The sequence below is a fragment of the Dolichospermum sp. UHCC 0352 genome (assembly GCF_009711925.1).
GTDB classification, from domain to species: domain Bacteria; phylum Cyanobacteriota; class Cyanobacteriia; order Cyanobacteriales; family Nostocaceae; genus Dolichospermum; species Dolichospermum lemmermannii.
Map to the genome: position 1 here is coordinate 1 of NZ_VIKY01000192.1, position 15,361 is coordinate 15,361.

The 15,361-nt window shown below is 39.3% G+C and carries 15 protein-coding genes; 9 read left to right on the top strand and 6 right to left on the bottom strand.

Annotation, left to right across the window (positions count from 1 at the left end; all coding sequences use genetic code 11):
• Window positions 1-95: 95 nt before the first annotated feature.
• From FJR06_RS13390 to FJR06_RS13400, 3 genes are all read right to left on the bottom strand, one after another.
• The gene (locus FJR06_RS13390; RefSeq protein WP_168651603.1) at window positions 96-803 is read right to left on the bottom strand and encodes a formylglycine-generating enzyme family protein; all 708 of its coding nucleotides are present in this window, start codon (window positions 801-803) and stop codon (window positions 96-98) included.
• 4 nt (window positions 804-807) lie between these two features.
• On the bottom strand, window positions 808-1,716 hold the full coding sequence (locus tag FJR06_RS13395) for a hypothetical protein (protein ID WP_041458585.1): 909 nt from the start codon (window positions 1,714-1,716) through the stop codon (window positions 808-810).
• A 167-nt stretch (window positions 1,717-1,883) separates the two neighbouring features.
• Entirely contained in the window at window positions 1,884-2,462 is a 579-nt protein-coding gene (locus tag FJR06_RS13400; protein WP_015083354.1) for a hypothetical protein, read from the bottom strand.
• Between the two features lie 277 nt (window positions 2,463-2,739).
• Between FJR06_RS13400 and recQ the strand changes: the two genes are divergently transcribed.
• The gene (gene recQ, locus FJR06_RS13405; protein ID WP_168651593.1) at window positions 2,740-4,929 is read left to right on the top strand and encodes a DNA helicase RecQ; all 2,190 of its coding nucleotides are present in this window, start codon (window positions 2,740-2,742) and stop codon (window positions 4,927-4,929) included.
• Window positions 4,930-5,270: 341 nt separating this feature from the next.
• Here recQ and FJR06_RS13410 read toward each other — a convergent pair whose 3' ends face one another.
• On the bottom strand, window positions 5,271-5,507 hold the full coding sequence (locus FJR06_RS13410; RefSeq protein ID WP_015083356.1) for a hypothetical protein: 237 nt from the start codon (window positions 5,505-5,507) through the stop codon (window positions 5,271-5,273).
• 339 nt (window positions 5,508-5,846) lie between these two features.
• Between FJR06_RS13410 and FJR06_RS13415 the strand changes: the two genes are divergently transcribed.
• The 7 genes from FJR06_RS13415 to FJR06_RS13445 all read left to right on the top strand — a co-directional run bounded on the left by FJR06_RS13415 (window position 5,847) and on the right by FJR06_RS13445 (window position 12,061).
• Complete coding sequence (locus FJR06_RS13415; RefSeq protein WP_168651594.1) at window positions 5,847-7,811, top strand: long-chain fatty acid--CoA ligase; 1,965 nt, start codon at window positions 5,847-5,849, stop codon at window positions 7,809-7,811.
• 184 nt (window positions 7,812-7,995) lie between these two features.
• Window positions 7,996-8,445 (top strand): YlqD family protein, encoded by a 450-nt coding sequence (locus FJR06_RS13420; protein ID WP_015083358.1) that lies wholly within the window; start codon window positions 7,996-7,998, stop codon window positions 8,443-8,445.
• Between the two features lie 406 nt (window positions 8,446-8,851).
• Window positions 8,852-10,147, top strand: coding sequence for a dihydrolipoamide acetyltransferase family protein (locus FJR06_RS13425; protein ID WP_168651595.1), 1,296 nt, complete (start codon window positions 8,852-8,854; stop codon window positions 10,145-10,147).
• A 141-nt stretch (window positions 10,148-10,288) separates the two neighbouring features.
• Window positions 10,289-10,606 carry a thioredoxin gene (gene trxA, locus FJR06_RS13430; protein ID WP_168651596.1) on the top strand — a complete coding sequence of 106 codons (318 nt, stop codon included), beginning with the start codon at window positions 10,289-10,291 and terminating at the stop codon, window positions 10,604-10,606.
• Between the two features lie 216 nt (window positions 10,607-10,822).
• The gene (fabG, locus tag FJR06_RS13435) at window positions 10,823-11,518 is read left to right on the top strand and encodes a 3-oxoacyl-ACP reductase FabG (protein ID WP_168651597.1); all 696 of its coding nucleotides are present in this window, start codon (window positions 10,823-10,825) and stop codon (window positions 11,516-11,518) included.
• A 109-nt stretch (window positions 11,519-11,627) separates the two neighbouring features.
• A complete protein-coding gene (locus tag FJR06_RS13440; protein WP_168651598.1) occupies window positions 11,628-11,834 on the top strand; it encodes a type II toxin-antitoxin system HicB family antitoxin in 207 nt (68 codons plus the stop codon).
• Window positions 11,835-11,836: 2 nt separating this feature from the next.
• Window positions 11,837-12,061, top strand: coding sequence for a type II toxin-antitoxin system HicA family toxin (locus FJR06_RS13445; RefSeq protein WP_168651599.1), 225 nt, complete (start codon window positions 11,837-11,839; stop codon window positions 12,059-12,061).
• 27 nt (window positions 12,062-12,088) lie between these two features.
• On the opposite strand, the gene FJR06_RS13450 is transcribed toward FJR06_RS13445, so the two are convergent.
• Together FJR06_RS13450 and FJR06_RS13455 are read right to left on the bottom strand one after the other, a co-directional pair.
• Window positions 12,089-12,241, bottom strand: a complete 153-nt coding sequence (locus FJR06_RS13450) for a hypothetical protein (RefSeq protein WP_168651600.1) — start codon at window positions 12,239-12,241, stop codon at window positions 12,089-12,091.
• Entirely contained in the window at window positions 12,242-12,709 is a 468-nt protein-coding gene (locus FJR06_RS13455; protein WP_168651601.1) for a hypothetical protein, read from the bottom strand. It abuts the gene before it with no gap.
• 452 nt (window positions 12,710-13,161) lie between these two features.
• Here FJR06_RS13455 and dnaK point away from each other — a divergent pair, with 452 nt between their 5' ends.
• Complete coding sequence (gene dnaK / locus FJR06_RS13460) at window positions 13,162-15,222, top strand: molecular chaperone DnaK (protein WP_168651602.1); 2,061 nt, start codon at window positions 13,162-13,164, stop codon at window positions 15,220-15,222.
• The last annotated feature ends 139 nt before the right edge of the window (window positions 15,223-15,361 follow it).

Consider the following 15,361-nt stretch of genomic DNA (forward strand, 5'->3'; position numbering starts at 1 on the left):
CAGCCCTCAAATGAGGAATAAATTCCTCGTATCATTCTTGATTTCTGAAAAAAAATATTTTTCCCTCGCAAGCGAAAGAGTCAAAGTCTAAAAAACTACAAAATCCATGAAGAACTACAAGCAACTCGAAACCCGTAGGTGTTATGTTCCTGTCCTGAATTAGCGTAAAGACGACGCATGGAACGACAATTTGCCAGACCAGTATACCAAGAACCACCGCGAAGAATTCTTCCTTTTGTATTATGACTTGTATTTATCCATGCGCTTCCATCTGTAGGCACACCTTCATAGCTATCATGCCAATGGTCTTGACACCATTCCCATACATTTCCGTGCATATCGTATAATCCAAACCTATTAGCAAACTTCATACTACCTACTTCTGTTGTTTCCTGTCGATAATCTCCTTCACCACCATATTTGCCATTATAGTTAGCCAAGTCTGTTTTCAGTGTTTCACCAAAATGAAATGCTGTTTTTGTCCCAGCGCGACAAGCATATTCCCATTCTGCTTCACTAGGAAGGCGGTATTGTTTTTTAGTATGATGTAAGAGGCGCAAGCAAAACTCCTCCGCATCATCCCAAGAAACGCACTCAACAGGGCGATTTGCTCCTTGAAAATGAGATGGGTTAGGATTTAGTTCTCGATTTATTTGTGGGAAAGAAGCTACTGCTTTCCACTGCGCTTGAGTGACAGGATACCGACCGAAACAGAAAGATTGTACAGTTACACCATGTTGTTCTCCTTCTCGTCTGAGAGGATGTTTGAAAACTTTCTCGTGTGGGATCTGACACCCGCAGATCCCCCTAAATCCCCCTTAAAAAGGGGGACTTTGAGGAATTTAGCCCCCCTTTGTAAGGGGGGTTGGGGGGATCTCGATTAATTCTGATACTTTTCAAACATCCTCTGAAATAGTCTTCATTATATAGTTTACACAACCTCTCAATTTCATCCTCTGTTGTTCCCATCTGGAATATTCCACCTGGGATAGATATCATTTCTAGGGTTACATTATTATCTAACTTTTCAATAAAGTATTTAGCTTCAATTTTTACTTCTTTAGTTTCTTTGCTTTTGTAACTAACTTTGTTTTTCCTATCTATAATAGCAATTTCAAAATTAAAAGGCTGAATGAATGGCGAAGCATCACATAACATTGGACAAGCATAAGCATCAAAATTATTTTCATGCTTTTTTCCTTCGATATTTCTCAGAATAAAATTATTTTGCGACTTTTGAGGGATTGCTTGATATGTTGCTTTATCAACATACAACCAACCAGGTTCTGCTGCTGTAACCATTCGAGAAACTGTAAACAAAACACGATGTCCTATTATTTTATCAATATTTGATTGAGATTTATCATATAAAACTTTACCAGTTGCTGCGGCAATACGAAATAATCGCTTCTTGTTGTCTTGTTGATTATAATTATCAACCAAATTACGAAAATTTTCTACAAATGTATATGCCTTATCTACATCCTTAAATGATATGCGATAACCATCTCCACCTAAAGAATGTATTTCATTATATTCATGGATTTCATGATTTTCAAAAGTTTTATTAAAAGCATTTTTAACAAATTCTCTAATCTTATAAACAAAGATTTTCGTACCTTCTACACCTAATTCATCTTCAATAAAATTAGTTGATTTTGAAGACTGAAATAAATCAAGTTGAACTACAGTTAATCGAATGTTTTCTTCTGACATGATAGGTGCTTTTATTTTCTGTGAGTAAATCTAAATTGATGAAATTGGGAATATTAAATATAGTTTGCTGTAGGGGTTGAGCATTGCTAAACCCTTACAGAATGTATATGTTTACATTATATATATTTCGTTTTTGTTGTCAAAAATCATTGAAGATATCATGAAAATCACAAACGCCGATAAATAACCAAACTTATCAGAATTGAACAGGGAATTATTAAAATAGAAGTAATTAAAACTTTTATCGCATAGGTAAAAACTTCAAACTTCAAAAAAGCAATTTCGGCATTAATAGTAATTTGTGCAGCAATATCTTTATATTCCTTGTATTCTACTTTAGTTATATCTACACTACCCTTGAAATAGGGTTCGTTCAATACTTCCAGTAATTCATCCGGTTTATATTTCTGTAAATGTCCAAAATACCAAAAATTATCTTTTATTGGATCTTGAGAATGTGATTTTTTATTTTGTCTATCTCGCAACCACAAAAGATCCTCTAGATTTGTTTTAGGCAAAAAAGACAGGGAACAAATCAAAGCGCAAATACAAAGAAAAATCGTTGTTAACAACAACCCGAAATTTAAAGAATTGGGAATATTTTGTGCTGTAGCTAAAAGAGTGATAGTTGCAGTAATAGCAGCGCCAGAAAAAGCCAGCAGAACACCATTTTTAGCCTCTGCAAACTTCAGCCACTCATTCACATTCTGGAAAATTGCTAAAAGCTTAGTAGAAACCTCATCCATAATAAATTTTTATGTATATAAAGCAACGTGAGTACATAATATCATTACAAATACAGATATTATCACTTTACGTCACTTTTTTATAACTCTGGATAGAAGAAATTTTAGAAAATTAATAAAATTCAACACTTTAATTTTTATCCTGTTCATCCTTTAATCCTGGACATCCTGATTCAGACATTTTCCTATCTATAAATTCTAGCGTTCCCCATTCCCCCAACGTGCGTTAAAATTCTAATATCTTCATCACAACTCAGACACGCAGCAGCCATCTACCATGCTTCAGTACCCCCACTTAGAAAAAGCCTTAAAACATCACTTTGGTTATGATCAATTTCGCCCTGGACAACGGCAAATTATCGAAGAAGCCTTAGAAAATCGTGATTTAATGGTAGTCATGCCTACCGGTGGGGGTAAGTCTCTGTGCTTTCAATTACCGGCACTTTTGAAACCAGGTTTAACAGTCGTAGTCTCACCATTGATAGCCTTAATGCAAGATCAAGTAGAAGCACTGCGAACTAATAACATTTCTGCCACATTTCTGAATAGTAGTCTTAATGCCTATAAAGTTCGCTCCCGTGAAGAAGCGATCATGAATGGTAAAATAAAATTACTTTATGTCGCCCCAGAACGCCTCGTTAGTGAACGATTTCTCCCGCTTTTAGACGTAGTTAAAGAAAAAGTCGGAATTTCCACCTTTGCCATAGATGAAGCCCATTGTGTCTCAGAATGGGGGCATGATTTCCGCCCAGAATATCGGCAATTAAGATTACTCAGAAAACGTTATCCTGATGTACCGACAATTGCTTTAACTGCTACCGCTACAGATAGAGTCAGGGCTGATATTATCGAACAATTAGGATTAAAACAACCCAGCATTCATATTGCCAGTTTTAACCGCCAAAATCTTCATTATGAAGTCCGTTCTAAAAGTAATCGTGCTTATGCAGAATTATTAGAAATAGTTAGAGAAAATGAAGGTTCAGGAATTATCTATTGTTTAACTCGCAAAAAAGTAGATGAAATAACTTTAAAACTCCAAAATGATAAAGTTTCAGTTCTCCCTTATCATGCTGGTTTAAGTGATGAGGAAAGATCAAAAAATCAAACTCGGTTTATTCGGGATGATGTGCGAGTAATGGTGGCTACGGTTGCTTTTGGGATGGGGATTAATAAACCCGATGTGCGGTTTGTAGTTCATTCCGATTTACCGCGAAATTTAGAAAGTTATTATCAAGAATCAGGACGAGCCGGCAGAGATGATGAACCTTCCAAATGTACACTTTTTTTCAATTATGGTGATATTAAAACCATTGAATGGAGTATTAATCAAAAACCAGATCCCCAAGAACAATTAATAGCTAAACAGCAACTAAGACAGGTAATTGATTATGCAGAAGGGACAGACTGTAGACGCACAATTCAATTAAGTTATTTTGGCGAAAGATTTCCGGGAAATTGTGGAAATTGTGATAATTGTCTTTATCCTAAACCTGTCCAAGATTGGACAATTGAAGCCATGAAATTTCTATCTTGTGTGGCCAGGTGTAAAGAAAGATATGGAATGTTACATATTATTGATATATTAAGAGGCGCAAAAAATCAGAGAATTGTTGTTAATAAACATGATCAACTTTCTACCTATGGAATTGGCAAAGATAAAACAGTAGATGAATGGCGAATGTTAGGAAGATCACTTTTACATCAAGGGTTAATAGAACAAACCGCAGACGGTTATTCAATTTTAAAACTTAATGCTTTGAGTTGGGAAGTAATGCGAAAACAACGCCCAGTTTCCATTGCTGTTCCTATAGCAAAGAAAACTACTTGGGAAGAGGAAAATGTCAAAGCAGCAGATGTAGAAGTGCTAATGCAAAAATTGCGATCGCTTAGGAAAGAACTCGCAGACGAACAAGCAGTACCACCCTACGTCATCTTCCATGATTCTACCCTCAAATTAATGGCACAAAGCCAACCAAAAACCTTAGATGAATTTGGCAATCTTTCCGGGGTTGGTAGTCATAAATTATCTCAATATGGCGAAAGATTCTTAGCAGAAATTCAAAAATACCGCCAAGAACAAGGGTTACAAGAAAAGACTATTAATCGAGTTAGTTCCTCACCTCATTCTCACTCACCTTCTGATACAGAATTAACAACATTGGAATTATATAACCAGGGTTTGAGTATTGAAAACATCGCTAAACAACGCAACGTTAAAACTGCCACAATTATCAATCATCTCTCCAATTTAATTGAGAAAAAACAACCTGTAGATTTAAGTAAATTAGTCCCCTTAGAACGCCAAAAGAAAATCTGGAACGTTTTAGAAATTGTTGGTGATATTGCCCTCACACCCATTCGGGAAAATTTAGGTGAAAGCTACAGTTTTGACGAAATTCGTTTAGTTAGAGCAAAATGGCGCAGAGAAAAACAAAAAACCATTAAAGATGATATTGATTTTTAGTTTTTTGCCGATAAAGCCAGAGATAGCAGCTTTGGTAAAACCAAACAAATAGCCGTATTCAATATTGTTAAAAATAGACCATCAAATAAAGTCATAAATAACTCTCCCTGTGATAACTACATCTTGATTTTGCATTCTAAACACCATTTTTGAATTTTTGAATGTCTTTGACTTGCATAAGTAAATTAAATACTTGCAACTTTTCTATTCCCTGTTATGTATAGCAATCCTGTCTGATTTGTGAAAATTGATGTTTTTACCGAGAATTATGAATAGCGCAGAGAAGAAAATAAATATATTCACAAATAATTGAGGATTGCTATTATTCGCTAATATTCTCTTTAATTAGGAGAACATTGGGAACAAAAATTCGGACTAAATTTACAAGATTGACTACCAGTTAATCCGTAGGCTGTACAATATGGGAAACTGGTCATTGCCATTTTGGCGGATTTGCAACTAGGAGTAAGGGCAAATGGTTGAGATTGTTGAGGTTTACGAACCAAAACCATAGATAGCAGCTTAGGCAAAGCCAAACAAGCCCCAGCATTGATGACGGTGAGCAATAATACATCCATCAAATCTATAGGGAATCACCCCCAAATGAAATTTACGTGAAAACAGTTTGACTAAAACTAAAATATATGGCAATGTCCTAAGACTCAACCATAGTATTTAGTTTATATAAAATCAGTTTAGCATAGATTTTTCTAGATGTAACGGTGATAATTCAGTAATTTGTCATCAACAATGTGCTTTTAACGTATTAGACATCTCCAGAAAAGAATGTAGAGACGTTCCATGGAACGTCTCTACAAGGGTTGTAAGTCACGCATATTTAATTTTCACCAGATGTCTATTAAATACCGTTATATTAAATTGAAAAAATCACCAATTTAAATTTAACATCAGCATCTATGACAAAAACCCAATCTGCAACTTCTTTCTTAGCTAACATTTCTGAGCGGGAAAGCCTGGCTTTACAGAGTTTAGTAGATTACACAAATGTGGAGTCACTCCCAGAAATTTGGACTTTAGCTGCCAGGAAATTTGGTAATATTGTTGCCCTGCATAACCCCCACTCCAAACCAGAAGTAAAAATTACCTATAGTCAGTTGTCAGGGCAAATTCAACAATTTGCGGCTGGTTTACAGACATTAGGCATCAATATAAACAATAGCGACACTCTTCCCTATGGTGAACGGGTTTCCCTCATTGCTGATAACAGTCCCCGCTGGTTTATTGCCGATCAAGGTATAATGACCGCTGGAGCGGTAAATGCAGTCCGTAGCGCCCAAGCAGAACGAGAAGAATTACTCTATATTATTTCCCATAGTGGCAGTACCGCATTAGTAATTGAGGATCTCAAAACTCTAAATAAGTTAGGAGAAAGCTTAAATGAATTACCGATTAAGCTGGTAGTTCTCCTTTCTGATGAAGCACCACCCACAGAACGCAATTTTCCAGTGGTGAACTTTTCCCAATTATTAGATATTGGTAGTAACAACACTTTAATAGCTACCAAACAAAGCAGCGAAAGTTTAGCAACCCTAATTTATACCTCTGGTACTACGGGAAAACCTAAAGGTGTGATGCTATCTCACAAAAATTTGCTGCACCAAGTTAAAAGTTTGGGGGTGGTTGTCCAACCCAAAAAAGGTGATACCGTCCTCAGTATTCTGCCCACATGGCATAGTTATGAACGCAGTGGAGAATATTTCTTACTTTCTCAAGGTTGTACCCAAATTTACACTAATTTGCGTTCTGTGAAAGGGGATTTAAAGAAATTTAAACCCAATTACATGATTGCTGTTCCTCGACTATGGGAATCAATTTATGAAGGAGTGCAAAAACAATTCCGCGAACAACCAGCCAAAAAACAAAGTTTGGTCAAGTTCTTACTAGAAACGAGCCAGAAATATATTGAAGCACGGCGTATTTGCCAGGGATTGAGTTTAAATCACATTCACGCTTCATTTATTGAACGTTCCCAAGCCAAAATAACAGAATTGGGTTTATTATTATTCCATGCACTCGGTGAAAAATTAGTTTATACCAAAGTGCGAGAAGCTACTGGCGGCAACATCAAGCACGTTATTAGCGGTGGTGGGGCGCTACCTGCATATATAGATAACTTCTTTGAAATTGTTGGGGTGGAAATTTTACAAGGTTATGGTTTAACAGAAACCTCACCAGTAACTAATGCTCGTCGTCCTTGGCGAAATTTACGGGGTTCTTCAGGACAACCAATTCCCGGTACAGAAGTGAAAATTGTCAATCCTGAGACTCGTCAACCTCTACCAGTGGGAGAACGGGGTTTAGTCCTGCTCAAAGGGCCACAAATCATGCAGGGCTATTATCAAAATCCCGAAGCCACAACCAAAGCCATAGACACAGAAGGTTGGTTTGATAGCGGTGATTTAGGTTGGGTAACTCCTGAAAATGACTTAGTATTAACAGGTAGAGCAAAAGACACCATTGTTTTAACCAATGGGGAAAACATCGAACCCCAGCCCATAGAAGATGCTTGTTTAAGATCACCCTATATTGACCAAATCATGTTAGTAGGGCAAGATCAACGGAGTATTGGCGCTTTGATTGTTCCCAACCTAGAAGCCTTAGAAAAATGGGCAGAAACTCAAAATAATAGTCAAAAAATTGACTTAGAGAGTAAAATAGTCCAGGATTTGTTTCGTCAGGAATTAAATCGGGAAGTTCAAAACCGTCCCAGCTACCGAGCCGATGATCGTGTTGGACCGTTCAAACTCATTGAGGAAGAATTCTCAATTGAAAATGGACTCATGACACAAACGCTCAAAATCCGTCGTCACGTTGTCATGTCCCGATATTGCGATATTATTAACGCAATGTTTGCCAAATAATTCCCTAAATCGCAGATAATCTTTCAGAACTTAATGGAGATATAGGGAAGCAGCCCCGCAGAGGGGAATGGGAAGAAAATTCTTCTTTTTTTCTTTCTTTTTTTCTCCTGACTCCTGACTCCTGACTCCTGACTCCTGACTTCCCCCAAACTACAAACTATTTAAGAGTGAACGGACAATTTTTATGGATGTTTCCAACCCTCAATTGCTTTTAAAACGCCCGATTAATGTCAAAGCCATAGTTACTAGTCTCTGGAAAGAGGAAGTACAACAGCAACTACAAGGTCAAATTAATCAAGTTGACCAACAACTGCAACAATTAGACGTTGAAGGACAAAGAGCAGTTAGCGCCATTCAAAAACAGAGTGTGCAACCACCAGGACCCCAAACACTCCAACAAATTGACAACATTCAACTGCAAGTCAATCAAAAGAAAAGTGAACTTCTAGAGCAGAAAAACCAAATGCTGCAAAACCTCCAGCAAGTACAATTATTGGAATTAGATCAAGAAGTTAATCAATTTCAAATGGAAAGCTTTTTCCGGATTGAACTAGGTGATAATTTGATTAGTAAAATGCAGGTTGAAGTTGTCCTCCGTGATGGTATTGTCGAAGAAATTCGCGGAGATATCTAACATTAGCACTGAAGTAGAAGTTTAGCATATCTCGTTCCCAGTCTCTGACTGGGAATGCTATCACAGAGGCTCTGCCTCTACAGTTATCAAAGCTCATCCATGAAGTTGACACCAATCATTATCACGCTTAACCACTACCCTAGTAGGGGGGAAATTAATAATTGAGGGGGTTGACAAATGATTTTGAATTTGTTATCATAGAATTGATAAGGAAGAACTATCTTCTCATAAAAATCTATTCAATTCCCCAAAACCGCTAACAATCAAGTAATCGGTTGTGTTTTGTGCAAAAAAACAGATAGTTATCAATCATCTGATTTTTCCAAAAAATCACCCACTTGATCACAAAACTGTTAAAATTCGTAGATTGAAGTCCATATATAATTGATTCTGAAACCACCATATCATGAGCATTAACGAAGTATTTATGCCGGCGCTGAGTTCCACCATGACCGAAGGCAAAATTGTCTCCTGGGTCAAGTCGCCTGGAGATAAAGTGGAGAAAGGCGAAACAGTGGTGGTTGTCGAATCAGATAAAGCTGATATGGACGTGGAAACCTTCTATGAAGGATATCTTGCCCATATCATTGTTCCCGCTGGTGAAACCGCCCCAGTTGGCGCAGCGATCGCATACATTGCCGAAACAGAAGCAGAAATAGCCACAGCCCAGTCCTTAGCCAACGCAGACGGTGCTGCTGCCCCCTCCACACCTGCCCCCATACCCGTACCCGTTGCCGCAATTGCCGCCCCTGCCACCCCATCTCAAAATGGTTCTAACCATGAACCCGGCAGAGTCGTAGTTTCACCCCGCGCTCGCAAACTAGCCAAAGAACTCAAAGTAGATTTAAATACCCTCACAGGTAGCGGTCCCTACGGTCGCATTGTGGCGGAAGATATAGAAGTGGCAGTCGGTAAAGTCCAACCCGTTACTACCCCCGTTGTCACTCCCGCACCCGCACCCGTAGCCGCACCTGTACCCGTAGCTGCACCTGCACCTGTCGCCACACCAGTAGTTACTAGTGCCGTTCCTGGTCAAGTAGTGCCATTCACAACCTTACAAAATGCCGTAGTTCGGGGCATGGTAGCCAGTCTATCTGTACCTGTGTTCCGTGTCAGTTACACAATTAGCACCGATGGACTCGATAAACTTTACAAACAAATTAAGTCCAAAGGTGTGACAATGACTGCGCTATTAGCCAAAGCTGTAGCCGTAACATTACAAAAACACCCCATCCTTAATGCCAGCTACTCAGATCAGGGAGTTGTCAATCACCCTAATATTAACGTTTCTGTTGCCGTAGCCATGGATGATGGTGGTTTAATCACACCCGTTTTACAAAATGCAGATGCAGTTGATATCTACTCTTTATCTCGCAATTGGAAATCTTTAGTAGAACGCGCTAGAGCTAAACAACTACAACCAGTAGAATATAACAGCGGTACTTTCACCCTCTCCAACTTAGGAATGTTTGGTGTAGATACCTTTGATGCCATTTTACCCCCTGGACAAGGTTCTATTTTAGCCATTGGTGCATCACGTCCCCAAGTAGTTGCTACACCTGATGGATTATTTGGTGTGCGTCAACAAATGCAAGTGACTATTACCTGTGATCATCGCATTATTTACGGCGCTGATGCTGCCGGATTCTTGCAAGACTTAGCGAAATTGATTGAAACCAATCCCCAATCTTTGACAATGTAAGAGATTAATACCCAGATTCCCGACTTCTGAGAGAAGTCGGGAATCTAAAAAGGGGATCTATAAAAAATATAAACATATACAAATTCCAGATTCTAAGAACTAACATGAAAACAAACGATTAATTAAAAATTGGTGTGTATTATGGCAACTAAAAAACAATTCAACAGCTTTGAAGAAATGCTTTCTGGTTCAGATGTACCCGTGTTAGTAGACTTTTATGCTGACTGGTGTGGTCCTTGTCAAATGATGGTACCCATTTTAGAAAAAGTCAACCTCGAATTGAAAGATAAATTACGAATTGTCAAAATTGACACAGAAAAGTATACAGAATTAGCCAGTCAGTATGGCATTGCGGCTTTACCAACCTTGGTACTATTTAAACAAGGAAAGCCCGTAGACAAAATTGAAGGTGTTATGCAAGCCGCACAGTTAGTACAACATCTACAACCACAGCTTTAAATAGGTTCTTAAAATAGAGATGCGAAATTTCGTGTCTCTATAACAGCAATTTTCAGTGTATTTCTTCCTTTGCGTCTTTGCTCCTACTCTTCGAGATATGCCTCCGGCACGTTGCACGAACACGAAGCGTGATTGTGCCTTTGCGCGAAACAAAATCAAGATCATAAAATCCGCGCTATCTTGAATTAAAGAAGATCATAGGAGTGCATCTTGTTTATGAAAGGCAAACAAGTTTTACTTACAGGTGGCACAGGGGGACTAGGTTTGGGTGTAACACCCGCAGTTATAGCCCAAGGTGCAGACGTAACTATTCCTTATCGTAGTCCTAAAGATGTAGAACGTCTCAAAGGAATTATTTCCCCTGCGGATTTTGCCAGAATTCATTTTATTCCTGCTAATTTAGAAGATGAAGCCTCAGTAGAAAAACTTGTCAGCCGCATGACAAAAGTAGATGTGTTAATTCATTTAGTTGGTGGATTTTCCAAAGGAAAAACTCACGAATACAGTTTTTATGATTGGAAACAACAAATAGATTTAAACTTAAATACAACTTTTTTGACTTGCAAATATAGCCTCAAAAGTATGTTAGAAAATGGCTATGGGCGGATTGTGACTGTAAGTTCCCGCGCTGGGGCTGAACCTGCGGGAAATTTGGCAGCTTATTCTGCGGCTAAAGCTGGGGTGATAGCCTTAACAAAAGCGATCGCCGATGAAACCAAAGGTACTAACATTACCGCTAATACCATTCTCCCCAGTGTCATTGATACCCCCGCTAACAGAGTAGGTACACCCACAGAAATCGCTGATAAATGGGTAAAACCCGAATCTATTGCCCAAGTTATTTGTTTTTTAGCCTCAGAAGCAGCCAAGGATGTCCGTGGTGCAGCAATTCCCGTTTATGGTAGTTTGTGAAATATACCAGCAATTGACTTTTTCCGAGAATCTGCGATAATCTTCCATTAAGACTAATAATCGAAATTTTCAAAGCTAAAATACAGGTATTACTTAACTACAACTTAGTATGAAATTCAATGTCACGATTGATCGAGACGAAGATGGTGTCTGGATTATTGAATGTCCTAGTATTCCTGGTTGCATTAGTCAGGGAGAGACAAAAGAAGAGGCTTTAGATAATATTCAAGATGCGATTTCTGCTTGCTTACAAGTGAGGGCAGAAATGGGGTTGCCATTGACTATTGAAACTAAACAAGTAGAAGTCTTAGTATAGTTATGGCATCAAAACTACCTGTTCTGAGTGGACAAGAAGTAGTTCGTATTTTTGAAAAACTAGGCTGGCGATTTGCACGCCAAAGTGCAAGTCATATAATTTTGGTCAAAGAAGGTGAAATAGTAACTTTGTCTGTTTCTGATCATCATGAGGTGGCAAAAGGGACTTTACGTGGACTGATACGAACTGCTGGGTTAACAGTAGAAGAATTTATTGCCGCTGTTTAAATATATGGTATAAATTGCTTGTAAACGCTACAAATGCTTTTGCAAGCGATATAAACCACCAAAAAAGAAACAAGAAAAATGCAGTTGGGGTAGTCGGTTTTTGACGAGTTTAGGCATCAGCAATAGCAGTACGCCCAAGGTCAGGTCTAAACACAAAGCGTCACCCCAACAATTGTCCACCTAGGAAACCGCTACAACAGGGTTGGCAGTGCGGGTTTTTGATGCTATGCTTTTTCTAGCTTTCCATCTTGCGGCCAAGAGTAGAGCGCCGACTGCGGGAATGGTAGCGCTTCCGGAAATGTCGAAAGGGACGGGGGTGGCGACTGCGTAGGTATGAATCGACCCGGAATCCCAAGCCTTCGGGTTTGAATTCATGTATGTATGGACAATACCGGAAATTTCGTAATGAGCGAAGTTGCCAGGGAGTGAACTGCTAAGGGACTGAGCAATAGACATATCTCCCCACCAAGGAGTAGATTCAATCTTCTTATTATTGTCATTGTAAGTTCCATTAATGGTTGTCACATTGTAAGAAGTTCCAGCAACAGTTAATACCACCGCCTTAGCAGGAGACATACTAGCAAGGACACCAGCAGCAGCACTACCAACAACTAAAGGCAAAAGACGAGATAGAGTAAATTTTATCATACTAGCAATATTCAGACGAGTTGTTTGGTGGATTCTGAAAACCCATAATTGACTTTATATCACACACACAACACTGCGAATTATACGTACTATATTTATTTGAAATTTTTAACTTTTCTTATCATTTCACTTTTTTTATTAATTCAACTGGCGCAGAGACGGAACTTGGGTGAAAATTCATGACAGTTTGCGAGATAATTACGAGATCCCAGTCCATCAGAAGCCATAATCGTAATCGCAAGTGAAGTCTAATTGCCTCTTGCCTCTTGCCTCTTACCTCTTACCTCTTTCTAAATGCTATCCTGTAGCAAGTAGCAATGCTGTTATCATTGGATATTTCTGATTTAATGACTATTGCAATTGGATTGTTGACCTGATTTAGCACCAAGCTAAAAGCAGTATTATCATATCATAATAAATTTACAAAACACGCAACAGGAGACGAGTAACGCATGGGCAAGGTAGTTGGCATCGACTTGGGTACAACCAACTCAGTAGTCGCCGTCATGGAGGGTGGCAAGCCGGTGGTGATTGCCAATGCAGAAGGAATGCGAACAACCCCCTCCGTCGTTGGCTTTAGTAAAGAAGGGGAAAGGGTTGTGGGGCAAATGGCCAGACGGCAAACCGTCCTTAATCCCCAAAATACCTTTTTTGCGGTGAAACGCTTCATTGGGCGCAAGTATGGCGAATTAAACCCGGATTCTAAGCGTGTTCCTTACACTATCCGTAAAGATGAAATTGGCAATATTAAAGTTGCCTGTCCCCGGCTAAATAAGGAATTTTCCCCAGAAGAAATTTCCGCCATGGTGTTGAAAAAATTAGCTGATGATGCTAGTCGTTATTTAGGTGAACCTGTGACTGGGGCTGTGATTACTGTTCCGGCTTATTTTAATGATTCCCAACGCCAAGCCACCCGTGACGCGGGTAGAATTGCTGGTTTAGATGTTTTACGGATTCTCAACGAACCCACAGCGGCATCCTTGGCTTACGGATTAGATCGAGGTTATACAGAAACTATTCTTGTGTTTGATTTAGGTGGGGGAACTTTTGATGTGTCCCTACTAGATGTGGGTGACGGCGTATTTGAGGTAAAAGCTACCAGTGGAGATACTCAACTCGGTGGTAATGATTTTGATCGAAAAGTAGTTGATTGGTTAGCGGAACAGTTTTTAGAAGCAGAAGGTGTAGATTTAAGACGCGATCGCCAAGCTTTGCAACGGTTAATGGAAGCCGCAGAAAAGGCGAAAATTGAGCTTTCTGCCGTCAGTGTCACCGATATTAATTTACCCTTCATTACCGCCACGGAAGATGGTCCAAAACACCTAGAAACTCGGCTGACGCGATCGCAATTTGAAGGTTTATGTGTAGACTTACTGAGTAGATTAAGAACACCAGTTAAGCGGGCGTTAAAAGATGCCGGAGTTTCTCCTGTAGATATTGAAGAAGTCGTATTAGTTGGTGGTTCTACGAGAATGCCCATGGTGAAACAGCTAGTTCAAGATTTAATTGGCATTGAACCCAACGAAAACGTCAATCCTGATGAAGTCGTCGCTGTGGGTGCAGCTATTCAGGGCAGTATTCTCGCTGGGGAACTTAAAGATGTTCTCCTCTTAGATGTTACACCCCTATCTATGGGCTTAGAAACCATCGGTGGTGTCATGAAAAAACTCATCCCCCGCAATACAACTATCCCAGTCCGTCGTTCTGACATCTTTTCTACTTCTGAAAATAACCAAAATAGCGTAGAAATCAATATTGTCCAAGGTGAAAGGGACATGGCCACAGATAACAAATCATTAGGACGGTTTAAACTCTATGGCATTCCTCCCGCACCCAGAGGCATTCCCCAAGTGCAAGTATCTTTTGATATTGATGCTAATGGGATTCTCCAGGTAACAGCCCTAGATCGAACTACTGGCAGAGAACAAAGCATTACTATTCAAGACGCTTCTACTTTAAGTGAGTCAGAAGTTAACCGCATGATTCAGGATGCTCAAAAATACGCCAATGTTGATAGAGAAAGGAAGGAACGAGTTGAAAAACGGACCCGCGCCGAAGCGTTAATATTACAAGCAGAACGACAACTGCGAGAAGTAGCTTTGGAAATGGGAATGCAATTTGCCCGCAACCGTCGTCAACGCATTGATAATATTTGCCGGAATTTACGAGAAAGTTTACAAGCTGACGAAGATCGCGGTATTGATCAGGCTTATGCTGATTTACAAGATGCTCTGTATGAACTGAATAGAGAGGTCCGTCAGTATTATGCTGAGGATGAAGATGAAGATTTATTTGGTGCTATCCGGGAAATCTTTGTGGGTGAAAAAGAAAAAGAACCGCCAAGGGATGTTTACAGAGATAACTATCGCCAACGAGATTCATCTAACCGAGGTGTTAACAGGGACTATGGCAGGGAAAATCAAAATCGTTCTCCTAATTATGAAAGTCGTCCCACTCGCAGCAAACGCCCTAGCTATCAGGATAACTGGGATGATGACGATGATTGGTTATAATTCGATTTTAGATTTTAGATTAACTATATTTGATCTACATTCAAAAATCTTTCCCAATATTTGATTTGCAGGGTCAGTCATAAGTAGAAGCGCAACTGAGAACTGACCACTGTACGGGCGAAGCATTTGGAGAACTATT